Source organism: Stenotrophomonas sp. I18B00994 (assembly GCF_014145825.1).
Taxonomy (GTDB): Bacteria; Pseudomonadota; Gammaproteobacteria; order Xanthomonadales; family Xanthomonadaceae; genus Stenotrophomonas; species Stenotrophomonas maltophilia.
In genome coordinates this window covers 137503-161093 of sequence record NZ_JACIUW010000008.1, presented here as the reverse complement: position 1 = coordinate 161093, position 23591 = coordinate 137503, and the positions used below count along the sequence as shown (strand labels likewise).

23 protein-coding genes are annotated in these 23591 nt (G+C 66.8%); 15 read left to right on the top strand and 8 right to left on the bottom strand.

The window, feature by feature from the left end; genetic code table 11:
• Positions 1–50 precede the first annotated feature (50 nt).
• Genes H4O10_RS11430 through H4O10_RS11400 form a run of 7 tightly spaced genes read left to right on the top strand, consistent with a single transcriptional unit; the run spans position 51 to position 7275 of the window.
• Complete coding sequence (locus H4O10_RS11430; protein ID WP_044570017.1) at positions 51–413, top strand: DUF3088 family protein; 363 nt, start codon at positions 51–53, stop codon at positions 411–413.
• A gap of 14 nt (positions 414–427) precedes the next feature.
• Positions 428–1405 carry an MsnO8 family LLM class oxidoreductase gene (locus tag H4O10_RS11425; protein WP_076738949.1) on the top strand — a complete coding sequence of 326 codons (978 nt, stop codon included), beginning with the start codon at positions 428–430 and terminating at the stop codon, positions 1403–1405.
• A 17-nt stretch (positions 1406–1422) separates the two neighbouring features.
• A complete protein-coding gene (locus H4O10_RS11420; RefSeq protein WP_012479984.1) occupies positions 1423–2766 on the top strand; it encodes an LLM class flavin-dependent oxidoreductase in 1344 nt (447 codons plus the stop codon).
• Between the two features lie 4 nt (positions 2767–2770).
• Complete coding sequence (locus tag H4O10_RS11415) at positions 2771–3991, top strand: M20 aminoacylase family protein (RefSeq protein ID WP_065184098.1); 1221 nt, start codon at positions 2771–2773, stop codon at positions 3989–3991.
• A complete protein-coding gene (locus H4O10_RS11410) occupies positions 3988–4539 on the top strand; it encodes a GNAT family N-acetyltransferase (protein ID WP_060380885.1) in 552 nt (183 codons plus the stop codon). Before H4O10_RS11415 ends, H4O10_RS11410 begins: the two co-directional genes overlap by 4 nt.
• A complete protein-coding gene (locus H4O10_RS22405) occupies positions 4536–6281 on the top strand; it encodes an amino acid ABC transporter permease/ATP-binding protein (RefSeq protein ID WP_099562582.1) in 1746 nt (581 codons plus the stop codon). Before H4O10_RS11410 ends, H4O10_RS22405 begins: the two co-directional genes overlap by 4 nt.
• 16 nt (positions 6282–6297) lie before the next feature.
• Positions 6298–7275 (top strand): ABC transporter substrate-binding protein, encoded by a 978-nt coding sequence (locus H4O10_RS11400; protein WP_076738951.1) that lies wholly within the window; start codon positions 6298–6300, stop codon positions 7273–7275.
• 75 nt (positions 7276–7350) lie between these two features.
• Here the strand turns inward: H4O10_RS11400 and H4O10_RS11395 are convergent, their stop codons facing one another.
• Positions 7351–10464, bottom strand: a complete 3114-nt coding sequence (locus H4O10_RS11395; protein WP_076738952.1) for a discoidin domain-containing protein — start codon at positions 10462–10464, stop codon at positions 7351–7353.
• Positions 10465–10701: 237 nt separating this feature from the next.
• Here H4O10_RS11395 and H4O10_RS22310 point away from each other — a divergent pair, with 237 nt between their 5' ends.
• Both H4O10_RS22310 and H4O10_RS11390 read left to right on the top strand, forming a co-directional pair.
• Positions 10702–10944 (top strand): hypothetical protein, encoded by a 243-nt coding sequence (locus H4O10_RS22310; protein WP_076738953.1) that lies wholly within the window; start codon positions 10702–10704, stop codon positions 10942–10944.
• Between the two features lie 33 nt (positions 10945–10977).
• Positions 10978–11475, top strand: a complete 498-nt coding sequence (locus tag H4O10_RS11390) for a DNA-binding protein (RefSeq protein WP_012479990.1) — start codon at positions 10978–10980, stop codon at positions 11473–11475.
• A 27-nt stretch (positions 11476–11502) separates the two neighbouring features.
• Here H4O10_RS11390 and H4O10_RS11385 read toward each other — a convergent pair whose 3' ends face one another.
• The gene (locus H4O10_RS11385; protein ID WP_076738954.1) at positions 11503–12579 is read right to left on the bottom strand and encodes an MBL fold metallo-hydrolase; all 1077 of its coding nucleotides are present in this window, start codon (positions 12577–12579) and stop codon (positions 11503–11505) included.
• A gap of 104 nt (positions 12580–12683) precedes the next feature.
• Between H4O10_RS11385 and H4O10_RS11380 the strand changes: the two genes are divergently transcribed.
• The gene (locus tag H4O10_RS11380) at positions 12684–13295 is read left to right on the top strand and encodes a TetR/AcrR family transcriptional regulator (protein ID WP_076738955.1); all 612 of its coding nucleotides are present in this window, start codon (positions 12684–12686) and stop codon (positions 13293–13295) included.
• Here H4O10_RS11380 and H4O10_RS11375 read toward each other — a convergent pair.
• Together H4O10_RS11375 and H4O10_RS11370 are read right to left on the bottom strand one after the other, a co-directional pair.
• Positions 13292–15238 carry an EAL domain-containing protein gene (locus H4O10_RS11375; RefSeq protein WP_076738956.1) on the bottom strand — a complete coding sequence of 649 codons (1947 nt, stop codon included), beginning with the start codon at positions 15236–15238 and terminating at the stop codon, positions 13292–13294. The two genes, H4O10_RS11380 and H4O10_RS11375, sit on opposite strands and share 4 nt — an antisense overlap.
• A 63-nt stretch (positions 15239–15301) precedes the next feature.
• Positions 15302–16204: a LysR substrate-binding domain-containing protein gene (locus H4O10_RS11370; protein ID WP_076738957.1), complete on the bottom strand. Its 903-nt coding sequence runs from the start codon at positions 16202–16204 to the stop codon at positions 15302–15304.
• Between the two features lie 120 nt (positions 16205–16324).
• On the opposite strand from H4O10_RS11370, the gene H4O10_RS11365 reads away from it, so the two are divergent.
• On the top strand, positions 16325–17836 hold the full coding sequence (locus tag H4O10_RS11365) for an MFS transporter (RefSeq protein ID WP_076738958.1): 1512 nt from the start codon (positions 16325–16327) through the stop codon (positions 17834–17836).
• Here the strand turns inward: H4O10_RS11365 and H4O10_RS11360 are convergent.
• From H4O10_RS11360 to H4O10_RS11350, 3 genes are read right to left on the bottom strand one after another with little or no spacing between them, the layout of a single operon-like run.
• A complete protein-coding gene (locus tag H4O10_RS11360; protein WP_005413133.1) occupies positions 17830–18546 on the bottom strand; it encodes an SDR family oxidoreductase in 717 nt (238 codons plus the stop codon). The two genes, H4O10_RS11365 and H4O10_RS11360, sit on opposite strands and share 7 nt — an antisense overlap.
• Positions 18547–18574: 28 nt before the next feature.
• Positions 18575–19303 (bottom strand): GNAT family N-acetyltransferase, encoded by a 729-nt coding sequence (locus H4O10_RS11355; RefSeq protein ID WP_059034257.1) that lies wholly within the window; start codon positions 19301–19303, stop codon positions 18575–18577.
• A 14-nt stretch (positions 19304–19317) separates the two neighbouring features.
• On the bottom strand, positions 19318–19983 hold the full coding sequence (locus H4O10_RS11350) for a metalloregulator ArsR/SmtB family transcription factor (RefSeq protein WP_005409356.1): 666 nt from the start codon (positions 19981–19983) through the stop codon (positions 19318–19320).
• A gap of 55 nt (positions 19984–20038) precedes the next feature.
• Between H4O10_RS11350 and H4O10_RS11345 the strand changes: the two genes are divergently transcribed.
• Both H4O10_RS11345 and H4O10_RS11340 read left to right on the top strand, forming a co-directional pair.
• Positions 20039–20542: a DUF2938 domain-containing protein gene (locus H4O10_RS11345; protein ID WP_076738959.1), complete on the top strand. Its 504-nt coding sequence runs from the start codon at positions 20039–20041 to the stop codon at positions 20540–20542.
• A 41-nt stretch (positions 20543–20583) separates the two neighbouring features.
• Positions 20584–21387 carry an APH(3')-II family aminoglycoside O-phosphotransferase gene (locus tag H4O10_RS11340; protein ID WP_180845672.1) on the top strand — a complete coding sequence of 268 codons (804 nt, stop codon included), beginning with the start codon at positions 20584–20586 and terminating at the stop codon, positions 21385–21387.
• Here H4O10_RS11340 and H4O10_RS11335 read toward each other — a convergent pair.
• Positions 21360–21785, bottom strand: coding sequence for a DoxX family protein (locus H4O10_RS11335; protein WP_060380028.1), 426 nt, complete (start codon positions 21783–21785; stop codon positions 21360–21362). The genes H4O10_RS11340 and H4O10_RS11335 overlap by 28 nt on opposite strands.
• A gap of 143 nt (positions 21786–21928) precedes the next feature.
• Between H4O10_RS11335 and H4O10_RS11330 the strand changes: the two genes are divergently transcribed.
• Both H4O10_RS11330 and H4O10_RS11325 read left to right on the top strand, forming a co-directional pair.
• Positions 21929–22519, top strand: coding sequence for a TetR/AcrR family transcriptional regulator (locus tag H4O10_RS11330; RefSeq protein WP_076738961.1), 591 nt, complete (start codon positions 21929–21931; stop codon positions 22517–22519).
• Positions 22516–23550, top strand: a complete 1035-nt coding sequence (locus H4O10_RS11325; protein WP_076738962.1) for a heparan-alpha-glucosaminide N-acetyltransferase domain-containing protein — start codon at positions 22516–22518, stop codon at positions 23548–23550. The genes H4O10_RS11330 and H4O10_RS11325 overlap by 4 nt, the downstream gene beginning before the upstream one ends.
• Positions 23551–23591: the final 41 nt, after the last annotated feature.

Here is a 23591-nt window from a genome sequence, read left to right as displayed (position 1 = left end):
ATCGATATCGAAGCGGCATCGCATTGCCGCCCCCCGATGAGGACGACCCCGTGAGTCTGGACGCAACCGACAAGCCCATCCTGTTCCTGCTCGACCGTGAGTTCGAGGACGGACAGATTCCCGGCCAGCGTTTCTTCTGCCGGCACAGCCTGTTGCTGGAAGGTGCGCTGTCGAGCATCGACGGCCTGGACGCGCGGCTGGACGTGCGCCGCATCGGTTTCGCACGGCCGCGCCGGGAGGTGATCGCCGAGATCGGCGAGCAGGACCAGTCGCTGCCGAAGCTGGTGCTGCCGCAGGGCGTGCGCAGTGACCTCGCGAGTGGCGTGCACCAGGACCGCCAGTACATCTCCGGTGCCGAGCCGATCCTGGCCGCGCTGAACGGGTTGCTCGGCATCCCCGTGGCCCATCCCTGAGCGAGGACGCGACCATGAGCTATCAGATCAGCGTGTTGGACAAGAGCCCGGTGGCCGAAGGCGCCTCGCCGGAGCAGGCGCTGCGCAACAGCCTGCAGCTGGCGCAGCGCGCCGAACAGCTGGGCTATCACCGCTACTGGTTTGCCGAGCATCACGCCGCGCCGACGTTGGCCAGCCCCGCACCGGAAGTGCTGGCGGCCTGGGTGCTGGCGCAGACCCGGCGCATCCGCATCGGCAGTGGTGGGGTCATGCTGCGTCACTACGCGCCGTACAAGGTGGCGGAGAACTTCAACCTGCTGGCGGCGCTGGCGCCAGGGCGCGTGGATCTGGGCGTGGGCAAGGCGCCCGGCGGCCTGCCGGCATCTACCGCTGCATTGGCAGCGGGGCGGCCGGCGTTCACCGACTTCGACCAGCAACTGCGCGATCTTGAGGGCTATCTGTCCGGCGCCGAGGCCGATGTGCTGGCGCGGCCGATTCCGCAGCAGGCGCCGGAGCGCTTCCTGCTCGGTGCCAGCACGCAGAGTGCACGGCAGGCGGCCGAGCTGGGCTGGCGTTTCGTCTACGCCGCGCACTTCGACGGCGACCCGAAGCACATCGAGGCCGCGTTCGACGCCTACCGCAGCGTCTCCTCGCAGCCACCGCTGCTGGCTACGGTGGCCTTCGCCGCACCGACTGCCGAAGCCGCTGCGCGTCATATCGGTGCGCTGCGCGTCTACAAGCTGCACCTCGGTCCCGGGCAGACCGTGAACCTGCCCAGCCCGGAGGCGGCTGCCGAGTACGCACGCCAGGTGGGCGTGGCCGACTTCCGCATCGAGGAAACACGTCCGAGCGTGTTGTCCGGCGATGCGCAGCACGTGCGCGGCGAACTGGACGCGCTGCACCGGCGCTTCGGCGTGGGTGAATTCATCCTCGATGCGCCGGTGGCCGACCTCGACGCACGCCTGACATCCCTTGAACTGCTGTCGCCCGCGCCGCGCGCGGCGGTGGCCTGACCTGCAGGAGCGATTCCATGAGCACCACTCCGCGCCACATTCCGTTCGGCATCATGCTGCAGGGCCCCGGCAGCCATATGCATGCCTGGAAGCATCCGTCCAACCCGGCCGATGCCAGCGTCAACCTGCAGTTCTACATCGACATTGCGCGCACCGCCGAGGACAACGGCATCGCCTTCGGCTTCGTTGCCGACGGCCTGTACATCAACGAGAAGTCGATTCCGCACTTCCTCAACCGCTTCGAGCCGATCTCGCTGCTCTCGGCGCTGGCCACGGCAACGAAGAAGATCGGCCTGGCCGGTACGCTGTCCACCTCGTACAGCGACCCGTTCACTGTCGCCCGCCAGTTCGCCTCGCTGGATCTGCTCAGCGGCGGCCGTGCTGGCTGGAACGTGGTGACCTCACCGTTGGAAGGTTCGGGTCGCAACTATGGCCGGCCGCACCCGGAGCATGCGCTGCGCTACCAGATCGCCGACGAGTATCTGGAGGTGGTGCAGGGGCTGTGGGATTCCTGGGATGACGATGCCTTCGTGCGCGAGCGTGACAGCGGCGCGTTCTTCGCGCCGGAAAAGTTCCGCCGGCTCGACCACAAGGGCCGCTTCTTCCAGGTGGAAGGCCCACTCAACATCCAGCGCTCGCCGCAGGGACAGCCGGTGATCTTCCAGGCCGGTTCGTCTGATGATGGCATCGCGCTGGCCGGCAAGTACGCCGATGCGGTGTTCACCCATTCGCCATCGCTGGAAGAAACCCGCGCGTTCACCCAGAAGGTGAAGAACTCGGCGATCGCGCACGGCCGCAGCGGCAATGACGTGAAGATCTTCCCGGGCATCGGTCCCATCGTCGGCCGCACTGCCGAGGAGGCCGAAGCCAAGTACCAGGCGATTGCCGCGCTGGCCACGCTGGAAGATGCGCTGGCCTACCTCGGCCGCTTCTTCGATCACCACGATTTCAGCCAGTACGACCCGGATGCACCGTTCCCGGAGCTGGGCGACATCGGCAGCAATTCGTTCCGTTCCACCACCGACCGCATCAAGCAGGATGCGCGTGAGAAGGGCCTGAGCCTGCGCCAGGTGGCGTTGGAAGCGGTGAGCCCGCGACCAAACTTCATCGGCACGCCGGAGCACGTGGCCGATGAGCTGATCCGTTGGTTCGACGCCGGTGCCAGCGACGGCTTCATTCTTGGTTTCGCCGCACAGCGCGAGGGCCTCGAGGATTTCGTGACCCAGGTGCTGCCGATCCTGCAGGCCCGCGGCTACCACCAGCGTGAGCTGCAGGGGCAGACCCTGCGTGAGCATCTGGGGCTGCCGTACAAGGCCAGCCGGTATGCGGCCGATGCCGAACCGGCGCGGAAGGCGGGGTAGGGCGATGAGCGGAGAGAATTCGGTCTCGCCCGGCCATGCCCGGCGAGACCCCGCGTCCATCGGTGTGCTGCCCGAAATCGCGGCACGCGCCGAGGCGGCCATCGCGATCCGCCATGACCTGCACCGGCATCCGGAGCTGGCCTTCGAGGAGCATCGCACCAGCGCCCGTGTGGCCGAGCTGCTGCAACAGTGGGGCTATGAGGTCACCACCGGGCTCGGTGGCACAGGCGTTGTCGGCACGCTGCAACGCGGGCAGGGCGGCCGTCGTCTCGGCCTGCGCGCCGACATCGATGCACTGCCGATCCACGAAGACTCGGGGCTGGCCTACGCCAGCCAGAACGAAGGGCTGATGCATGCCTGTGGCCACGATGGGCATACCGCCATCCTGCTGTCCGCCGCGCATTACCTGGCCCATCACGGCAATATCGACGGCACCCTGCAGCTGGTGTTCCAGCCGGCCGAGGAGACGGGTTCGGGCGCATCGAAGATGATTGCCGACGGCCTGTTCGAGCGCTTCCCGGTGGACGCGATCTATGGCCTGCACAACTGGCCGGGCGTGCCGGTGGGCCACTTCGGCTTTGTCGATGGCCCGGCGATGGCGTCGGTGGACTGGGCACGGCTGAAGGTGATCGGGAAGGGTGGCCACGGTGCCGAGCCGCAGGGCAGCGTGGATCCGATCCTGGCCGCCGCGCACATCATCACTGCGCTGCAGAGCGTGGTGTCGCGCAATGTCGATCCGCGGCAGATGGGCGTGGTCACCGTCGGCTCGATCCACGGCGGCCAGGCCGCCAATGTGATTCCGGACGTGGTCGAGCTGAAACTGACCGTGCGCGCCTACCTGCCGGAGGTACGCGACACCCTGCGGCGCCGGGTCACCGGGATTGCCGAGCAGACCGCTGCCGCGTTCGGTGCGCGCGCCGAGATCGAGTTCCCGCGCGGTTTCCCCAGCGTGATCAACCACCCGCAGCAGACTGCCTACATCCGCGAGGTGGCGCTGCAGGGCTTCGGCAGTGAAAACGTAGTGCCCGAATTCGCGCCGCGCACCGCCAGCGAGGATTTCGCCTTCCTGCTGCAGGCGCGGCCGGGCAGTTTCGTGTTCGTCGGCAACGGCGACAGCGCGCCGCTGCACAGCCCGCGCTACGTGTTCAACGACGCCGCAATCGCACCCGCCGCCAGCCTGTGGGCACGGCTGGCCGAAGACTATCTGGTGAAGGACGTGGCATGAGCAGCAACGAACGCTTCTTCTACACCTCGGTGGATGATCCGCTGGCACGGCCTCTGTTCGATGGCCTGGAGCAGGAATACGACAGTCGCTACGCCGATGTGCGCCGACGCATCGGCGGCAGCGCTCGCGAGGAACTGCAGCGCTACCCGGCGCAGGCATTTGCCGCGCCGGTAGGGGCCTTCGTACTGTTGCTGCGCGACGGTGTGGCAATCTCCGGCGGTGCCTTCATGCCGCACCGTGATCCCGACACCGCCGAGTTCAAGCGTATCTGGACGCTGCCCGGGCTGCGCCGGCAGGGCATCGCCCGGCGCGTGCTGCAGGAACTGGAAGAGCAGGCGGCGCGCCAGGGCTATCGGCGCGTGTTCCTGACCACCGGCTTCCGCCAGCCTGAAGCGGTTGGCCTGTACCTCAGCCATGGTTACACCGCGCTGTTCGATCTGGATGCGGATCCCGAAACCATTGCGCACCTGCCGTTCGAAAAGCACCTGCGGGCAGCGACGCCCGTCATCGTGCCTGCGCAGACCCAGCTGCAAGGAGCCCACGCGTGAGCACGCCTTCGACCGCGCTGGATGGCATTGCAACCCGGCCCGCGCCAGCGCCCGCGTTGAAGATCGTGCCGGCCCGGCATCCGCTACAGGTGTTCGGCACAGTACTGGCACTGGCGCTGATCCTGATCGGGCTGCAGTCCGTACTGGGTAATCCGCGCTGGGGCTGGGGCACCTTCGCTGAGTGGTTCTTCGCACGCCCGGTGCTCGAGGGCCTGGGCCGCACGCTGCTGCTGACCGCGCTCGGTACCGGTCTCGGTTTCGCACTGGGCACCTTGCTTGCGCTGGCCCGCGTCTCTGGTTCGCCGCTGCTGTCGGCGGTGTCGTGGGGCTACGTGTGGTTGTTCCGCTCGATCCCGCTGCTGGTGCTGTTGCTGCTGCTGAACAACCTGGGCTACCTGTACAGCACCATCGAGCTGGGCGTGCCGTTCACCGGCATCAGCCTGTTCTCGTACCCGACCACGCAGCTGATCGGTGTGTTCACCGCCGCGGTGCTGGGCCTGACCCTGAACCAGGCCGCGTTCTCGGCCGAGGTGATCCGCGGTGGCATCCTCTCGGTCGACCACGGCCAGTACGAGGCCGCGGCCGCACTCGGCCTGCCGCGCGGTCGCCAGGTGCGCCGCATCATCCTGCCGCAGGCAATGCGTTCGATCCTGCCGGCCGCGTTCAACGATGTGATCGGCCTGGCCAAGAGCACCTCGGTGGTCTACGTGCTGGCGCTGCCTGAGCTGTTCTACACCGTGCAGGTGATCTACCGCCGCAACCTGGAAGTGGTGCCATTGCTGATGGTGGCCACGGTCTGGTACTTGGTGATCCTGACCGCGCTGTCGCTGCTTCAGCGCCGCGTGGAGCAGCGCTTCGCGCGCGGCCAGCTGCAACGCGAACGTTCGGTGTCGCGGGTGTCATCGCCCCCGCGTGTGCAGAGCGAAGCCGCGCCGCGCGTGGCAAGCCGCCCGCGCATCGCCACGCAGGTGGAAGCGGGCGAGGGCGCTGCGGTGTCGCTGCATGGTGTGGGCAAGGTGTTCGGCGAGCAGCCGGTGCTGGAAGACGTGAACCTGGAGCTGCGCGCTGGAAGCGTGACGGTTCTGATCGGCCCGTCCGGCGCCGGCAAATCCACGCTGCTGCGGCTGATCAACCACTTGGAGCGTGCCGACAGCGGCTATGTGACCGTGGGCGGCCAGCTGATCGGCTACCGCCGCGATGGCGACACCCTGTACGAACTGCCCGAGCGCGAGATCCGTCGCCGTCGTGCCGAAGTGGGCATGGTGTTCCAGGGCTTCAACCTGTTCCCGCACCTGACCGCATTGGAGAACATCATCGAGGCGCCAATCGCGGTGCGCGGTGTGCCGCGCGCGCAGGCCGAGCAGCAGGCGCGCACGCTGCTGGAGCGGGTCGGCCTGGCCGACAAGGCCGATGCCTTCCCGCGCCAGTTGTCCGGTGGCCAGCAGCAGCGCATCGCGATTGCCCGCGCGCTGGCGCTGCAGCCGAAGGTGCTGCTGTTCGACGAACCGACCTCGGCGCTGGACCCGGAGCTGGTGGCTGAAGTGCTGAGCGTGATCGAAGAACTGGCCCGTTCGGGTACCACGCTGGTGATCGTCACCCATGAGCTGAGCTTCGCCCGCCGCGTGGCCGACCACGTGGTGATGATGGACCAGGGCCGGGTGATCGAGCAGGGCACGCCCGAGGCCCTGTTCGAGCGCCCGCGCCAGCAACGCACCGCCGATTTCCTGGCCAAGACCCTGTAACCCCGGAAGGAACACCATGAGCCCTGCAGCACCGCGTCGCCCCTCGCGCAGCACCTTGTTGATCGCAGGGGTGCTGGTCATCGGCATCGCCGGCATCGTCTACTCGCGCGTGCGCCAGGCCCCGGATGCCGGCGCCGTGGCCGCGACCAGCCTGGCCGGCGCGAACACCGCCATCCTGAAGGGCACGCTCGACGCGAAGGCGCAGGCCTTGATTCCGGCTGGCTACCGCTTCGTCACGCCGGGGGCGTTCACCGTGGCGACCCATCCGGGGCAGCTGCCGCTGGCCGACTATGGTGCCGACAGCAAGGACGTGGTCGGCATCGAGCCCGACATTGCGCGCCTGATCGCCGATGCGCTGGGCCGGAAGCTGGTGATCGTGCCGGTGGCGTGGGCCGACTGGCCGCTGGGGCTGGAATCGGGCAAGTACGATGCGGTGCTGTCGAACGTGACGGTCACCGAGGAGCGAAAGAAGAAGTTCGATTTCTCCAGCTACCGTTACGACCTGCTGGGCATCTACACGCGCACTGATGGGCCGATCCAGAAGATCGAAAAGCCGGCCGACGTTGCCGGGCTGAAGGTGGTGGTCGGTGCCAGCACCAACCAGGACCAGATCCTGCGGCAGTGGGACCAGCAGAACATTGCTGCCGGCTTGAAGCCGGTGGAGTACCAGTACTTCGATGACGCGGTGGTCGGCCGGTTGGCGGTGATCACCGGGCGGGCCGATGTCTCGTTCGAGCCCAATGCCACCGGCGCGTACTCGGCACGCGACGGCAAGGTGCGGCGCGTGGGCCTGTTCCCCGGCGGCTGGCCGAACGCTGCGGCGATCTCGGTGACCACCCGCAAGGGCAGCGGCCTGGCTGATGCGGTGACGCAGGCGCTGAACACGCAGATTGCCAGTGGTACCTATGCGCAGGCGCTGAAGCGATGGAACGTGGCCGAGGAAGCTGTGCCGCAGTCGCAGACCAACCCGCCGGGATTGCCGACGCTGCAATGACACCGGGCGTGGCCCGGCGGGCCCCTGTAGACTGGCGCATGGTGATCGGCGACATGCAGTCGAGCAAGCTCGCCTCTACCAGCGCGCCTCCAGCGTTCTGAACGGTTTCGCCAGCCGCACACCCTCGGCATCGAAGTCGGAAACGCTACGCCCATCCACACGCACCGTCTTCGGCATGGTGCGCGCCGGCCACCAGACCTTCACTGCCGTTCCGCTGCGCAACCCCTTGCCCAGCGTGACCGTCAGCATGCCGTCGCGCTGCCGCGCCTGCATCTGCAACGTGCCATACGCGGTCGGCAGCCGCTCCACCGCCAACCCATCGCCCGCCACCCACGACGGCGGCGTGCCCGGCAGCAATGACAACGCATCATCGTCTTCGCGCATCAGCATGCCGAACAGCGTGCGGCCGTACTCGGCACCAATCCAGGTATGCGGCATGTCGCCCAGGTAGCGGGGGAAACGCAGCCGCGAGTGCACGACCTCGGCCAGTACCTGCCACTCAAGCGGGCGCCGATCATGCAGCAGTCCCTGCAGCAGCTCATCGGCAACCTGCGGTTGGCCCAGGTGCACATAGCTCAGCACGTTGCGGATCTCATACGGCGTATAGGCGTACAGCGCATCGGGCTGGCTGCGCTTGCGCACATCCTCCAGATAACGCGCGAAGGTGGTCTTCAACGCCTCGGCGGGCAGCACGCTCTGCGTGCCGGTCGGGTCCAGTGCGATCGATACCCCGGTGGGGTCGCCATCGCCCAGGTCGGCCGAGGAGGGAATGAAGTCGATGCCCTTCCACGCCATCGTCGCCCGGATAGAGGCGTGCAGCGCGTCGTAGAGCAGCGTGTACTGTTCGCGCGCCCAACGGGCGGTTTCATGGTCGCCCAGCGACTCGGCCAGCCACGCGCCGTCGTGCCAGCCCTTCAGTCCCCAGTAGTCATCCCAGTAGCTGTGGGTGGGCGACGGATATCCCTCATGGCTGATCGACGGCGCAAGGATGCCCGCGAATCGCTTCGGCGCCGGCTGGTCGGCCTTGTAGCCGGGCACCAGCGTGCGCTCGCGCAGTTCCTGCAGGAAGCGCAGCGCCGCTTTCACTTTCGGCAGATAGGCACGTACCGACTCGGGCCCGCCATCGAGGCGCGCGACATCGGCCACCAGCGTCACGTACTGGCCCTGACTGTCGTACTCGATGTCCGAACCAAAACCGGTGTTGACACTGCCATCGTCGTTGAGGATCGGCGAGACCAGGCCGTTGGCATGCACGCCGTGTTCGCTGTACCAGGCCAGGTAGTCGCGCGCGACGCGTGCTTCGCCCATGCGCAGCAGCACCGCCGAGGTGGCCATGCCGTCGCGGATGAAAGAGCGGTTGTAGTTGCGGGGCCCGGGCTGCATGGCCGGGCCGGTCTGGTTGATCAGCATGTAGGCGGCCTGCGCGCGCAGCATGTCGACCAGCGAAGGATCGGGCAGGCGCAGCCCGACTTGGCCCAGCCGTGCCTGCCAGTCCGCGGAGGCTTGCGTGGCCAGGGAATCGAACGCCGTATTGGCATCGCGGGGCAGCGTGGCCAGATCGAGCGCAGGCGCCTCGGGCAGTGCGCCCTTGCTATCGGCGGCGGCAGTACCCAGCGGGAACGCGACCACGATGGCATCGCTGGTTCCCGGCGCCAACGAGACGCGGTAGTTCAACGCAGCCGAGGCAAGACCCTCGTCGTCGCGCGCCTGTTGCGTGGAGGGCAGCTGGCCGGCAGCGAGGGTCGCGGTGATTTCCGTTGCGCCATCCCTGCCAAACGGCGCCGCGCCGGACGCAGTCACCGGCGTGAGCGACTGCAGCAGCGTGCGTCCATTGATGCGCACGGCCTGTCCATCGATCGCCACATCGCGGATGGGTGACAGCCCGCCGTTCTGCCACGGTGGATTCATCTGCATCGGGCGCACGACCAGGCTGAGCGTGCCGTCGATGCGGGTCTTGCCGGTGTTGTGCAAGCGATGGCGGAGGAAGGTGACCGGTTGCCCGTCGCGTTCGATGGCGAACACTTCGCTGCGCAGCTCCAGGCCGGGCTGCGGTGACCAGGTGGCGGAGGGCATCGGCTTCCAGCCATCACGCAATGCATGCTGCACGTTCTGCCCGGTGGCACCTGCGGCACGCCCGTCAGCGCTACGCCAGAGTGGCTGCACCAGCGGCGCGCCCTTGAATGCTTCCAGGTTGCCGTACTCGTCGAAGATCGATTTCTGTCGCCCGGCATGCACGCCGACGGCGGTCCAGTAAGTCTGCTGCATCTGCAGCGAGGCCGGGAACAACGCGCGCTGCGCACCACTGGCGGCAATCTGGTACTGCTTCATTGGCGTCATCACGGCTTTCGGGCCGAGCAGGCGCAGGCGTGCCACCTTTGGTGCAGATCCATCCACGCTCAGGCGGAATGCACGCACGGCCTGTGCGGCGTTGGCGGCCAACCAGCTCTGGCGGTGGCTGGCCGCCTGCGCATCGTGCGCGAGGTCCTGCCACCGGCCCTGTGCATCCTGAACCTGCAATCGGGCAGGGCCGCGGTTTCCATCAGCCCAGTCGACCACCAGACCAGCCGTCGATTGAGCCTGCGGCAGCGTGATCTCTAACGCATGGGATCCATTTGTCCCGGCCGGCATCGGAACGGTGCCGCCGCCTTGCCAGAGCGCTGCTGCCTGCGCTGCATCGATACCGCTGATGCGTGCGCTGAGCGTGCTGTCCAGCGGCTCCATCTCGAAGATCGACACGCCCCAGTCGGAAGTGCGCTGCGGACTGGCCAGCCGCAGATAGCGCGCCTGCCGCGGCGCGAAGTACAGCGTTTCCACATCGCCCAGTGAATCGGCCATCGTGTACGCGGTCTGCCACTGCGTGCCATCCAGTGAGGTCTGCAGCGAATAGCCTTCCGGAGTGGAGACATCCCAGGTGAGGCGCGCGCCGGCCAGCAGGGTGGGTGCGCCCAGGTCGATCTGGAACCAGTGGCCGGGGCTGAAGGCGCCGCCGGTCACGGTCTTCGGGTCGCCGTCGATCAGGTGGCCGATCGCCATCGCCGGCACCTGCTGCGAGGAACTGCTGGCCTGCCATTGGCTGCGCGGGGGGAGTGCCTGTGCGCTGGAGGCCAGGGCGGCCAACAGCAGGGCAGCGGCAGGGCGCAACGGGAAAAGCGGTGTGGAGACCTTGGAGCGTTCGGCGCGCAACGTCATTACTGGCAGCCTCGCAGGATCGACCGGAATCGGGCGAGCGCTACGCTAGCAAGGGATGTAATCGGTTACATGACGCACTGCAGCGCCGCTGGACGCTGGCCCCGCCATCACGGGAGGGCTGACGGATGTGGCTCTGGACGTGTAGCGCGGATTGGCTAGGGTCACATCGCAAGTCTTTTAGTTTGGTTGTCATTTGACAACTTACGTGAGCCGTGTGCAGACTATGGAGAACAAGGAATGTCTCGAGCGCGTCATCCAGACAAGGACATCGAAGCGGCGTTGCAGTTCGCGGAGGACCGCGGGTGGAGGCTCCGTATGGCGGGCGGCCATGCGTGGGGCCGGATGTATTGCCCTTACAACGACACCGATTGCCGATGCGGGGAGTTCTGCATCGTGAGCGTCTGGAGCACGCCGCGAAGCGGCAGCCATCATGCAAGGGCCTTGCGGCGTGTGGTCGAGAACTGCAGTCGTGAGCAATGAGATCAGGCTTCGTCAGAAGCGAAGGGGTCAATCATGGAATTCAACTTCACCCTGAAGTACCGCTTGCCGGACACAGGCAATGAAATCGGCGTCCTCGAGCAGCGCCTGGCCGAAGGCGGCTGTGACGACGCGCTTGTGGGCCTTGGGCTGCCGGGACGGCTGGCCCTGGCGTTCTGCCGCGAAGCAGACAGCGCAGGGGCTGCCCTGCGTTCGGCGCTGGACGATGTGCAGCGGGCCGTGCCCGGTGCCGAACTGGTTGAAGTGAGCCCCGATCTGGTGGGGCTCACTGACGTCGCAGACCTGCTCGGAATGTCGCGCCAGAACATGCGGAAGCTCATGCTGGCCAACCCGCAGTCGTTTCCGTCCCCCGTGCATGACGGCTCGACCTCGATCTGGCATCTGGTCGACATTCTCGGTTGGCTGCGAGCGCGCGGCAGCGGGAAAGTCACGACGGAAATGACCGAGCTCGCCGCCGCTGCGCTGCAGATCAATCTGGCCCGGGAAGGGCGCAGGCTTCACCCGAAGACGTAGCAGCGGCCAGAATCGGAGCCCATCGCATTACAGCTCCACCGTCTCCCACCATCGCGTACCCGCCTGCGGCGCCTGCATGTCCAGTGCTTCGCCCATCATCGGCGTGGCCACCGGCACGTTCTTCGCGGCCGCCAATGCCGTGATGCGTTCGAACGGCTGCTGCCATGCGTGCAAGGCCAGATCGAAGGTGCCGTTATGGATCGGCAGCAGCCACTTGCCGCGCAGGTCCAGGTGCGCCTGCAGCGTCTGTTCCGGCTGCATGTGCACGAACGCCCAGCGTGGGTCGTACGCACCGGTTTCGATCATGGTCAGGTCGAACGGACCGTACTTTTCGCCGATGGCCTTGAAGCCGTCGAAGTAACCGGTATCGCCGCTGAAGAAGATGCGGAAGTCGCCGTCCTGGATCACCCATGACGCCCACAGGCTGCGGTCGCTGTCGCCCAGCCCGCGGCCGGAAAAATGCTGGCCCGGGGTGGCGGTCAGGCGCAGGCCGCTGGCTTCGGTGGATTGCCACCAGTCCAGCTGTTCGACCTTGCTGGCATCCACGCCCCAGGCGATCAGCTGGTCGCCGACGCCGAGCGGTGCAATGAAGCGCGCGGTCTTGCCGGCCAGCTGCATCACCGCTGCGTGGTCGAGGTGGTCGTAGTGGTTGTGCGAGAGGATCACGCCGGCGATCGGCGGCAGATCGTCGATGCTGATCGGCGGCGCATGGAAGCGGGCCGGGCCCATCCACTGCACCGGCGAGGCGCGCTCGGAGAACACCGGGTCGGTCAGCCAGTACTGGCCGCGCAGCTTCAGCAGGATCGTGGAGTGCCCCAGCCGGAACAGGCTGCGGTCCGGTGCAGCATCCAGTGTGGCGCGGTCCAGCGGCTGCACTGGAATCGGGTGCGCGGGCACGGTGCCCTTGGGTTTGTTGAAGAGGAACGTCCACCAGATCTCCAGGCCGTCGCGCAGGCCCATCGCTGGACGGGGCAGGGCATTGCGGAACTTGCCATCACGGTACTGCGGAGACTCGGGGAAGTCGGGGAGGGACCAGGACTTGCAGAAGGTGTAGGCGGTCACGGCGAGGATTCCAAGCAGGAGGACAAGGAGCAGGCGCTTCATGGGTGACGTCCGCTGAGTACACTGCACAGTGTAGTTTCGGGTTTTCCAAAAGTACACTACCAAGTGTAAAATGGAGGCATCCGTTCAGTTATCCGGTTTCTGCCATGCCCCGTGCCCCACAACGCCTGACCGACCGCAAACGCGAGGCCATCGTGCGCGCGGCGGTGGAGGAGTTCCGTGCATCGGGCTACGAGGCGACCAGCATGGACCGCATCGCCGAGGTGGCCGGGGTCTCCAAGCGCACCGTCTACAACCACTTCCCGAGCAAGGAAGCGCTGTTTTCGATGATCCTGGAGGAGCTGTGGGAACGCAGCGTGGCCAGCGACACATTGCCGTACCGCGCCGACCAGCCGCTGCAGGCGCAGTTGCTGCAGTTGCTGGGGCAGAAGCTGGAACTGCTCAGTGATGCCAACTTCATCGATCTGGCGCGGGTGGCGATGGCCGAGATCATCCACTCACCGGAGCGTGCGCAGGCCATCGTCTGCCGCATGGGCGAGAAGGAAAGTGGCGAGAGTGCGTGGATCCGCGCGGCCATCGCTGACGGCCGGCTGCGCGAGGTCGATCCGGAGTTCGCCGGCCACCAGCTGCACGGGCTGGTGAAGAGCTTTGCGTTCTGGCCACAGGTGACGATGGGGCAGGCGCCGTTGAACGCAGAGGAGCGTGCACGCGTGGCCGAATCGGCGGTGGCGATGTTCCTGGGTTTCTACGCGGTCTAGCTGGCGGCGAAGCGGAGGAACTCGTCGGCCGGCAGCGCCGCCGAGTACAGATAGCCTTGGCCGACATCCACGCCCAGGGCCCGCAGCTTCTGCTCCTGCGCCAGGGTTTCGGTACCTTCGGCCACCACGATCGCGCCGCAGCGGTGCGCAACCTCGACGATGAAGCGCACGATCGACTGCGACTTGGCGTCGGACAGTGTGGCGATCAGCGCCTGTTCGATCTTGACCTCGGCGATGGCCAGCTGCGAGAGCAGGATCAGGGTTGAATAGCCAGCGCCGAAATCATCCAGCGACAGGGTGACCTCTGCCGCCAGCAGCTGTGCGATGTTGGCATCGACCGCGTCGCGCTCGACGATCTCGGTCCATTCGACAATCTCAAGGCGCAGCATCGCACCGGGCACATCATGCAGCTGCAGCAGTTCCTGCAGGCGCAGGCCGAAGTCGGGCAGGCGCAGTGACTCGGCCGAAACGTTCACTGCGATCTTCAGCTGCCAGCCATCGCGTCGGCACTGCTGCAGGAAGTGGATGGCCGACTGCAGCGTGGCCCATTCCAGTTCGGCCAACCGCCCATGCCGACGCAGCAGGGAGATCACGCGCATCGGTGCGATCATCCTGCCCTCGGTATCGCGCATGCGCAGCAGTGCTTCGGCGCCGACCAGTTGGCGATCCTGCAGGCGATGCTTGGGCTGGTAGCACAGCGGTGCGTCGCCCTGCTGCAGCCAACGTTCGAGAGCGACTTCGATCAGGGCGTCGATCTCGCTGTCGCGCTGGATCGGGTCGTCGAAGAACACGACGCCGGATTCGATCGCACTCAGTGCAACGGTGATCGCACGGAACGGAAGATGTCCTTCGTCGGCATCTACGGGGGGCTTCAATTCGACTACTGCACAGCGGAACAGCGGCCGGAAACCGGGCCAATCGCGGCCGACCTGCTCGGCCAGGTTGCTGGCCAGCTCGGTGATCTGGGGCTGCGTGCGCAGTTCGGACAAGGTCAGGTCGCGCACCAGGATCGCCAGCGTGGCATCGCCGAACTGGTAGATCTCCAGTTGCGCGGACGGCAGCGAGGGCAGCAGCCGATGTACTTCTTCGGTGCTGTCGCGCTGCCAGATACCGTTGTCCTGCAGCGGACCATAGCGCAGGCGCAGATCGCGCAGGTTTCCCATCTCGGCCACGATCAGGCAGGCCTTGCCGATGCCGTCGTTGTCGCGCCAGTAGTGCTGCAGGCGTTCGCCGAGCGCACGCATGTTGGGCAGGCCACTGATCGGATCGATGCGCAGCCAGGCCTGTTCGCGCTGGCGTTGTGCATCAATCTGCGCATCGTTGTAGACCAGTGCGAACACCGCGCCGAGCATCAGCAGTGATAGTGGCAGTGCCAGCAGGCGCTGGATTGCCAACTCCTCCACGGGTAGCTGATGGGCGCCGATGATTGCTACCCCCAGTGCCAGGCCCAACGCAGTGACGACGATACGAACGCCCCAGGCCTGCAGGATCAGGCGCAGCGAGAGTTCATTGAGCATGCGCGGGTGCAGGCGCCTGCGCAGCCAGACGCCGGCCAGCATCTGCAGCGTGGCCTCGAGGCCGGCAGGCAGGAAATACTGGATGCCGGCGAACTGGTAGCGGGCCAGCAGGCTGGCGCCCAGGCAGGCCAGGCCACCGCGCCAGCCGCCGAGCAGGCCGCTGACCAGCAGGATGTCGAAACCCAGGTGGAGCTTGACCACGCCCTGGCTGTAGCGGGCCACGAACCAGGAATTGAACAGGTAGATCAGGCCCAGCGCCACGCCCACATACAGGCGGCGGCCTTCAATGGCGTGGCCGGCGCGGCGGGTGGCGATCAGCAGCACGCCGATCATGCCGATCACCGCCGTGGCCTGCAGCAGGTACAGCGGCAGGCTGGGCAGGGCGCTGTCCAGGACCTGGGCCGAGACCCGTGAAAGCGCATCCATAGCAGGTTCCCGCCTGTGACCGACGGCCGGTGACGAGCAGCGTAGTCGCAGCAGCGCGCAGGTTCAATTGCAGCGGTCGTTTCCGGGAAGGAGGTGTTCGGCCATGAAATCGACAAACACCCGAACACGCGGCTGCTGATGGCGATGGCTTGGCCAGAGGGCCCAGAAGGTGCTTCGCTCGGTGCTCCATGGGTCCAGAACGCTGACGAGCGAACCGCGGTCCAGCGCATCACGCGTGGCGAAGTCGGGCAGGCACGCAATGCCATGGCCATCGATGGCCATGTGCAGGATCGTCTCAAGATGATTGGCGGTCATTGCGGCAGTCAGCCGGGTTTCAGCGCCTCCCTCACGTGCGGGCAGTGGCCAGCGTTCGATCAGGCCGGTGCCGGGAAAGCGATGGAGAAGGCATGCGTGGCCGCTCAGCTCGTCCGGGTGCTGCGGCGTGCCGCGCTGGGCGAAGTACGCAGGGGCGCCCACGCACAGCAGGCGGGTACTGCCGAGGTTGCGGCCGTGCAGCCGGGAGTCGGCGGGGCTGCCTGTGCGGACGACGGCATCGAAGCCCTCCTCGATGACATCGACCAGGCGGTCGCTGAAGTGCAGGTCGAGTTCGATGGCGGGGAAGCGCTGCGCAAACGCCGAAAGCACCGGCAGCATCAGACCGCTGGCGAGTGGAAGACTGACCTTCAGGCGACCGCTGGGCGCGGCCTGGGCATCGGTCAGTTCGCGTTCTGCCGCAGCGACCTCGATCATGATGCGGCGGCAGCGTTCAAGGAACTGCTCGCCTTCGGCAGTCAGGCTGACGCTGCGGGTATTGCGATTCAGCAGGCGGGCGCCCAGGCGCTCTTCCAGCCGGGCGATGGTCTTGCTTGCGGCCGAAGGGGTGATGCCACGCTGTCGTGCTGCGGCCGCGAAGCTGCGTGCCTCGGCGACCAGAACGAAGAGGCTGAGACCGGCAAAGCTGTCCATGACGTGGCCATTGATGACGTTTGTGTCATTAAAGCATGGAGCGAATGACGGATTCTTACGCAATAGCGTCGTCCATAGCATCAATGCGGTGGCGCTTGGCCACGCTCGAGTTTCATCGACATGTCTGTTGCCTCTGCTGAGACGGCCGGATCATCACGCTTTGGCGTGGTGCTGGCAGGCTGTCTGACGGCGCTCACCATTCCCTTGAGCATTGCCAGCCCTGCCGTGGGCATTCCTGCCATCCGGGACGCGCTGGGCGGTTCTCCTGCGGCGTTGTCCTGGATCATCAACGCCTACCTGTTGACCTACGGCTGCACCACGCTGGTGGCCGGTGGACTGGCCGATCTGCATGGCAGGCGCCGGATCTGGATTATGGGCGGCGCGTTGTTTGCACTCGTCACCGGCCTGATTCCCTTGATGCCCGATGTGGCGTGGATCAATGTCCTGAGACTGCTTCAGGGGATGGCGGCGTCGGCAGCGTTTGCCGGCGCGATGGCGTCGCTGGCGCAGGTGTTCGACGGCCAGGCGCGGGCAAGGGTGTTCAGCCTGATCGGCACCACTTTTGGTGCAGGGGCCGCAGGCGGTCCGCTGTTGGCGGGCGGGTTGATCGATGCGCTGGGCTGGGAATGGGTGTTCTTCCTGCCTGCGTTGCTGGCGGCCCTGACCGTACCGCTGGTCGCCCTGTCATCCGCCGAATCGAGAAACGCCGGTTCGCCACGCCTGGATTGGCTGGGGGCCATCACCTTCATGCTGGCGCTGGGCTCACTCACCTACGCCATGATCGTGCTGCCGGAACGTGGCCTGCTGCATCCGCAGACGCTGGTACTGCTGGCGCTCTCGGTGGTGCTGCAGGGCGTGTTCATTGCCGTTGAGCGCTCCCATCGAACACCGCTGCTGGATCTCGGGCTGTTCCGCAACCGGCGTTTTGTTGGTGTGCAGATTCTGGCCGCTGCCCCTGCGTTCTCCTACGTCGTCCTTCTGGTCGTGCTGCCGGCTGGCTTCATTGGTGTTGAAGGACTGCGACCCACCGAGGCTGGACTGGCGATGGCAGCGCTGTCTGCACCCTTGCTGGTTGTTCCCCTGGTTGCCGGCTACCTGCTGCGCTGGATTCCGGCGCGGACGCTGTGCTGTGCGGGCCTGCTGATCGGTGCGCTTGGGCTGGCATGGCTGGCGCAGGTGTTCCAGTTCCCGTCGGTGCGCTGGATGCCGATGCTGGTCATCGGAATCGGCATCGGCCTTCCCTGGGGGATCATGGATGGCCTGGCGGTCAGCGTGGTCGGCAAGGAGCAGGCCGGCATGGCCGCTGGCATCTTCAATGCGATGCGACTGGCAGGCGATTCCATTGCCCTCGCGCTTGTCGGCATCATGCTCTCGGCCCGGATTGGCGGGGACATGATGCTGGAGGCCGGCGTCGTGGCCCGTGCCGCCGTGCACAGGCTGTCCATGGGCGACCTTGGCGGAGCGGTGGAGGCATTGCCCGGCGTTTCGAGAACGGCGCTTGCCCAGGCATACGTGGAGGCCGTCCGTGGCCAGCTGTTTGCCCTGGCGATGGCGACCGTGCTGGCCGCCATCGTGCTTGGGTACCTGTTGCGCGAAGAGGTCGAGCCTGGCCTGAGCAGGGGTAGTCAGTAGCGCGGGTCGGCGATGGCCGGCAGCACCAGTTCGCGCACGAAGCCGGACGGTGACAACTGCAGCAGCGCGCGCACCATCGCAACGACGTCGTGCACCGGCACCAGTTCACCGTCGCCGCGCGCTGCGGCCTCTGCCACCGGCACCGACAGTGCATCGTCGGTGTTGAGGTAGCCCAGCTGCAGGCTGGTCACCGCCAGGCGCCGATCGCGGAAGCCCTCGCGCAGTGCATCGGCGATGCCGTTGAGTGCGAACTTGGATGCACCGAACGCCACTTCCGGGCGGCCGCTGCGCGGCAGTGCCGAGGTCGAGCCGGTCAGCACCAGCTGCGGGCGTGGCGCGCCCAGCACCCGCGGCAGCAGGCGCTGCAGCAGCACCAAGGTCGCGGTGATGTTGACGTCGACCAGCTGGGTGAGCGCGGCATCGCTCTCGTCGAGGAAGGCGTACTCGTCGCTGAAGGCGGTCTCTTCCCAGATGCCCAGGTTGTGGATCAGCACATCCAGATCGGCCGGTGCCTGCGCTGCGATGTGATTGGCAGCCAGGGTGGGTTGGGAGAGATCGGCCTCGATCCACTGCAGGGTGACACCCTCGGGGCATTCAAGGTCGCGCGGACGGCTGCGCGAAACGCCGATGACGGTGTCGCCCGCACTGCACAGGCCTTCCACGAACGCCCGACCCAGGCCCCTGCTGGCGCCGATGACCATCAATTTCATGTTGCTTCCTTGTTGTACTGCGGCGGCCTCAGTCGGCAGCCAGAATGGTGTCCCAGTCGGCGAACGCGCGCAGGCCGCTGCGCTCGGCGGTAATGATCGAGGCGGTGTTGTCGAGCTGGCAACGGTACTGAGGCTGCAGCCCGGCAGCCTGCGCGGACACGGCCATGGCGTGTACCAGCTGGCGCGCGTGCCCGCGACCGCGGGCCTCGGGCAGGGTCAGCACGCCCATGTCGGCCAGGGCTGGATCCAGGCTCCACGGGTACATGCTTCCCGCGGCAACCAGCCGCTCGCCATCGAAGGCGCCGAACACCTGCCAGTGGTCCAGCTCGACCCAGGCGGCATCGAGATCCTCTTCGCTGGCGTTGGCCTGGAACACCTCGAACGCGGCTGCGTCGGCCGGGTCGAGACGGCGGATATGTAGTGGTGCAGGGCGCGCGGCCAGGGCCGCAAGTTCTGCGGCAGGGAAGTAGAAGACACGATCCGCACCATGCGTGCGCTGGCCGAGCTGCTGCAGGCGCTGTTGCAGCTGTGCCAGCGTCCAGTGCGGTTGCGCGTGCACGTGCAGGCGAGCCGCCAGGGCAGGGCGCAACAGTGCGCGAGCGGGGCCCACGACCGGCTGCAGCAGCATGCCGTCCTCGCCCTCATCGAAATCATCGCTGCACGCCAACTGCAGCTGTGGATCGTCCCGCAGCGTGCGCTGCCCGGAGAACACGCCGCGCCAGGTCGCATCGATCAACGGGGCAAACACATCATCCATGACCGGTGTCTCGCTCAGTGCCGGGGCAGGTCCACCTGCAGGCCGGCGGCCTTCCATTCGGGGTAACCGGCGGCGAGCCGCTGCGCGGTCAGTCCGGCCTCGCGCAGCATCGCCACCGCATCGTTGGACAGCACGCAGTAGGGACCGCGGCAGTACGCGACAATGTGGACGGCACGCGGCAGTTCGTCCATCCGTGCACGCAGTTCCGTAACGGGAATGTTCAGCGCGCCGGGCAGGTGGCCCAGATCGAATTCCTCGCGCGGCCGCACATCCAGCAGCACCACGCTGCTGCGTTGTTCCAGCAGCTGCTCCACGGTCAGTCCTTCCAGCGCATCGCGGCGCTGCAGGCTGTCGTGGATCACGCCGTGCATTTCGCTGCGCTGGTGGTCGGCATAGTCGCGCAGTGCGGCCAGCAGGTTGCCCAGCGGGCCATCACCGCTGCGGTAGAGGATGCGCTTGCCGTCACGGCGGGTCTGTACCAGGCCGGCACGGCGCAGCTGCTGCAGGTGCTGGGAGGTATTGGCCACCGACAGGCCGGTCAGTTCAGCCAGGCGTTCCACGGCGCGCTCGCCTTGGGCGATGTGCTCCAGCAGGGCCAGGCGATGGGCATGGCCGAGCGTGCGGGCGATCTCGGCCAAGGCCTCAAGCGGTGAGGGTGGTGGCTCTGTTGCAGCGTTCATGCGGGGCACGCTAGCATCGCTCTATCATTCAAGCAAATAATTGAAGGTGTGCGATATGCTTGGCCAGGCGACATTCGTGATGGATGCGGTGGTAGTCGGCGTGGGAGCGACCGCAGTAATGGACCTGTGGGCGGTGGTGCAGCGGCGGCTGTTCGGCATTCCCTCGTTGGATTTTGCGATGGTCGGGCGTTGGCTGGGGCACCTGCCACGCGGGCGCTTCCGCCACGATGGCATCGGCCGCGCGGCAGCGGTCGGTGGCGAGCGCGCGCTGGGGTGGACCGCGCATTACGTGATCGGTGTGGTGTTCGCCACGTTGTTGCTGGTCGTGGTCGGGAGCGATTGGGGGCAGGCACCCACCCTGTGGCCGGCGCTGGCCTTCGGCATTCTCAGTGTTGCCGCGCCGTTCTTCATCCTTCAGCCGGGCATGGGTGCCGGCATTGCCGCTTCGAAGACCCCGGCGCCGGGCAAGGCACGCCTGCGCAGCCTGGTGGCGCACAGCGTGTTCGGCGTGGGCATGTACCTTTCCGCGCTGCTGTTGGCCGCGGTTCGTGCAGGGTGAGCGAAAATCGGTGGGGTCACCGGCAACAGGAACACCCCGGCATGGAAGCACCTGATCCCTTCGCTGATGGCATGCCGCTACCGTGGGCATGGCAGGAAACGTTGGCCGATGCGCGCATCGAGCGGCAGTCGATCGGCGTGTCGCGCGCGGATGTAGCCCGTGTGCAACGGCGGGGGCAGGCCGATGCCTTCGTGAAGTCGGAAGTGATCGACGCCTTCAGTGAGCTCGGTGATGAGATCGCGCGCCTGCGCTGGCTGCAGGAACAGGGACAACCGGTACCAACGGTAATTGCCACCGCCGAAGAAGCGGGCCGGCGCTGGTTGCTGATGAGCGCGCTGCCCGGCCGCGACCTGGCTTCGTCGCCGGAACTCGCGCCGCAGCAGCTGGTGGAAATGCTGGCCGACGCGCTGCGCGGGCTGCATGCGTTGCCGCTGGCAGCCTGCCCGTTCGACCAGCGACTGGCCTCGCGCCTGCAGGCCGCGCAGGCCCGCGTCGAAGCGGGCTTGGTGGATGCCGATGATTTCGATGACGAACGCTTGGGCCAGAGTCCGCAGCAGGTCTTCGCTGAACTGTGCAGCACCCGGCCCGATCATGAAGACCTGGTGGTCAGCCATGGCGATGCCTGCCTGCCGAACCTGATGGTGGTCGAGGGGCGTTTCAGCGGTTTCATCGACTGTGGGCGACTGGGTGTTGCCGACCGCTACCAGGACCTGGCGCTGGCCGCGCGCAGCCTGGTCCACAACTTCGGCGACACGCGTTGGGTGGCGCCGTTGTTCCAGCGCTACGGCATGGTTGCCGACGAACGACGGCTGGCGTTCTACCGGTTGCTTGACGAATTCTTCTGAGCCCGCGCCTGGCTGGCGATGGCCGCGCAGATCAGGCCACCCACCACGCTCAGATGTTCCAGCGCGAAGAACAGGGCCAGCTGCTGTTCCGCGCCGTGCTTGGTCCAGAAGGTATGCACGACGACGATGGTCAGCAGCATGAACACTGCCAGCGCGCCGCTGCCCAGCCAGAGCAGGCGATCAAGCAGCAGGCACAGTGCGCCGCCCAGCAGCACCACGGCGCTGGCGAGGTTGAACAGCACAGGCGGTTGCAGCCCGGCGGCCTGCATTTCGGCCACGCTGTTGTCCCACGCCAGCAGCTTGGCCAGGCCCGAGGACAGGAACACCACGGCCAGCAGCAGCCGGGCGAGGAACCACAGCACGCGGCTGTCGAGCAGGGTGGCGATCATCCGTGGCATGCAGGAACTCCGGGTTGAGCGTTGGGCGGGCCGGGCAGCATCGGGCCTCAACAGCGGTTGAGGTCAAGGCTGGCTGAACGAAGCCCGATGGTGGTCGGGTTGTCGCCTTTTAATTGGACGAACGTTCGTTCACTATTTGCGCCATGAGCCGAGCCGACCGCAACGAGCAACGCATCGCGCAGATCCTGCAGGCCGCCCTGCAGTGCTTCCTCGCGAAGGGATTCCACCAGACCAGCATGCGTGACATCGCGCAGGCGGCCGGTGTCAGCCTGGGCAATCTCTACAACCACTTCCCGGGCAAGGAGGCGATCATCCTTGCCGTGGCGGTGGCTGAGAGCGAAGAGCTGGCACCGTTGCTGCAGCGACTGGCCGCGTCCGAAGGCGAGCGCGCACAGGTGCTGGCTTTCCTTCGGGACTTCCACGCACTGTGCCGGCAGCCGGAATGGGCGACGCTCGCCGTCGAAGTGCTGGCCGAGAGCGCACGCAATCCGGCCGTAGCCGAGGCATTTGCGGCCAATCGCAGGCAGTTGCAGGCGGTCCTGGCCGAAGCGCTGCAGCAGGTGGCACAGCGCGAACACCGGCGTCCCGTGTTGGCACCGGCATTGCAGGCGCAGGTGCTGCTGGATGCCATTGAAAGCGATGCACTGCGTCGGGGGCTGGGCGAAGCCGGTGAAGGCGATGAGGCATCGCTGGATCTTGGCCTGCTCGCGCTGCTGCTCGGGGCGCGCGCATGAGTGCCGTTGACCGGCGATTGCACGGCCTTGATCTGGCGCGCTACCTGGCCTTGGCCGGCATGGTGCTGGTCAACTTCCGCCTGGCGATGGCCGTGCCGGCAGAGGGCGCCGGATGGTTGGCAGGCTTCTTCCACTTTCTGGAGGGCAAGGCTTCGGCGACGTTCGTTACGTTGGCTGGCTTGGGCCTGGTGTTGGCCACGCAGCGGCAAGGGTGGTGGCCGGCCAGCGTGCAGACCTGGAGGCGCGCGCTGTTCCTGATGGTGCTGGGCCTGCTCAACCTGACCCTGTTCCCGGCCGATATCCTGCACTACTACGCGGTGTATTTCGCGCTGGCCGTGGTGTGGCTGCGTGCCTCGCCGCGCGTGCTGCTGGCCAGCATCGTGGGCCTGGCGGCCTGTTCGTTCTGGGCGTTGCTGCATTGGGATTACAGCCAGGGATGGAACTGGCAGACGCTGGAATATGCCGGCCTGTGGCAATGGCCGGGCGCAGCCCGCAACCTGCTGTTCAATGGCTTCCACCCGTTGATGCCGTGGCTGTGCTTCTTCCTGCTGGGGATGCTGCTGGCACGGCTTCAGTTGTCGCAGCCGCGGGTACAGCATGCATTGCTGGTGCTGGGGCTGCTGCTGATCGGGGCTGGACATGGCGTGCAGCAGCTTGCGCAGGGAACGCCCTGGCAGGTGTGGCTGGGAACGCAGCCGATGCCGCCGGGACCGGCTTATGTGCTTACGGGTGCGGGTGCGGCCTGCAGTGTCATCGCCGCCTGCCTGTGGCTGGCGCGTGTGCGACCGGGTGACTGGTTGGAGCCGTTCACCGCGGCCGGACGCATGACCCTGACCCTGTATGTGGGCCACATCCTGCTGGGCATGGGCACGCTGGAAAGCCTGGGCCTGCTCGATGGCAGCGCGTCGCTCGCATCGGTGCTGCTGTGGGCGCTGCTGTTCCTGATGCTGGCGACGGGCGCGGCCTGGCTATGGTCGTGGCAGTTCGCACGCGGCCCGCTGGAGACGGTGATGCGGCGCATCGCAGGCTAGTTCCCTAGTCGTGCTGAATCGATGTTGTGACGGACATGTCT

What these genes read in the sequence shown, in the direction of transcription:
- H4O10_RS11425 (WP_076738949.1), top strand. Translation starts at nt 428, where the DNA reads ATGAGCTATCAGATCAGCGTGTTGGACAAGAGCCCGGTGGCCGAAGGC.
- H4O10_RS11420 (WP_012479984.1), top strand. Translation starts at nt 1,423, where the DNA reads ATGAGCACCACTCCGCGCCACATTCCGTTCGGCATCATGCTGCAGGGC.
- H4O10_RS11415 (WP_065184098.1), top strand. Translation starts at nt 2,771, where the DNA reads ATGAGCGGAGAGAATTCGGTCTCGCCCGGCCATGCCCGGCGAGACCCC.
- H4O10_RS11410 (WP_060380885.1), top strand. Translation starts at nt 3,988, where the DNA reads ATGAGCAGCAACGAACGCTTCTTCTACACCTCGGTGGATGATCCGCTG.
- H4O10_RS11400 (WP_076738951.1), top strand. Translation starts at nt 6,298, where the DNA reads ATGAGCCCTGCAGCACCGCGTCGCCCCTCGCGCAGCACCTTGTTGATC.
- H4O10_RS11395 (WP_076738952.1), bottom strand. Translation starts at nt 10,464, where the DNA reads ATGACGTTGCGCGCCGAACGCTCCAAGGTCTCCACACCGCTTTTCCCG.
- H4O10_RS22310 (WP_076738953.1), top strand. Translation starts at nt 10,702, where the DNA reads ATGTCTCGAGCGCGTCATCCAGACAAGGACATCGAAGCGGCGTTGCAG.
- H4O10_RS11390 (WP_012479990.1), top strand. Translation starts at nt 10,978, where the DNA reads ATGGAATTCAACTTCACCCTGAAGTACCGCTTGCCGGACACAGGCAAT.
- H4O10_RS11385 (WP_076738954.1), bottom strand. Translation starts at nt 12,579, where the DNA reads ATGAAGCGCCTGCTCCTTGTCCTCCTGCTTGGAATCCTCGCCGTGACC.
- H4O10_RS11380 (WP_076738955.1), top strand. Translation starts at nt 12,684, where the DNA reads ATGCCCCGTGCCCCACAACGCCTGACCGACCGCAAACGCGAGGCCATC.
- H4O10_RS11375 (WP_076738956.1), bottom strand. Translation starts at nt 15,238, where the DNA reads ATGGATGCGCTTTCACGGGTCTCGGCCCAGGTCCTGGACAGCGCCCTG.
- H4O10_RS11370 (WP_076738957.1), bottom strand. Translation starts at nt 16,204, where the DNA reads ATGGACAGCTTTGCCGGTCTCAGCCTCTTCGTTCTGGTCGCCGAGGCA.
- H4O10_RS11365 (WP_076738958.1), top strand. Translation starts at nt 16,325, where the DNA reads ATGTCTGTTGCCTCTGCTGAGACGGCCGGATCATCACGCTTTGGCGTG.
- H4O10_RS11360 (WP_005413133.1), bottom strand. Translation starts at nt 18,546, where the DNA reads ATGAAATTGATGGTCATCGGCGCCAGCAGGGGCCTGGGTCGGGCGTTC.
- H4O10_RS11355 (WP_059034257.1), bottom strand. Translation starts at nt 19,303, where the DNA reads ATGGATGATGTGTTTGCCCCGTTGATCGATGCGACCTGGCGCGGCGTG.
- H4O10_RS11350 (WP_005409356.1), bottom strand. Translation starts at nt 19,983, where the DNA reads ATGAACGCTGCAACAGAGCCACCACCCTCACCGCTTGAGGCCTTGGCC.
- H4O10_RS11345 (WP_076738959.1), top strand. Translation starts at nt 20,039, where the DNA reads ATGCTTGGCCAGGCGACATTCGTGATGGATGCGGTGGTAGTCGGCGTG.
- H4O10_RS11340 (WP_180845672.1), top strand. Translation starts at nt 20,584, where the DNA reads ATGGAAGCACCTGATCCCTTCGCTGATGGCATGCCGCTACCGTGGGCA.
- H4O10_RS11335 (WP_060380028.1), bottom strand. Translation starts at nt 21,785, where the DNA reads ATGCCACGGATGATCGCCACCCTGCTCGACAGCCGCGTGCTGTGGTTC.
- H4O10_RS11330 (WP_076738961.1), top strand. Translation starts at nt 21,929, where the DNA reads ATGAGCCGAGCCGACCGCAACGAGCAACGCATCGCGCAGATCCTGCAG.
- H4O10_RS11325 (WP_076738962.1), top strand. Translation starts at nt 22,516, where the DNA reads ATGAGTGCCGTTGACCGGCGATTGCACGGCCTTGATCTGGCGCGCTAC.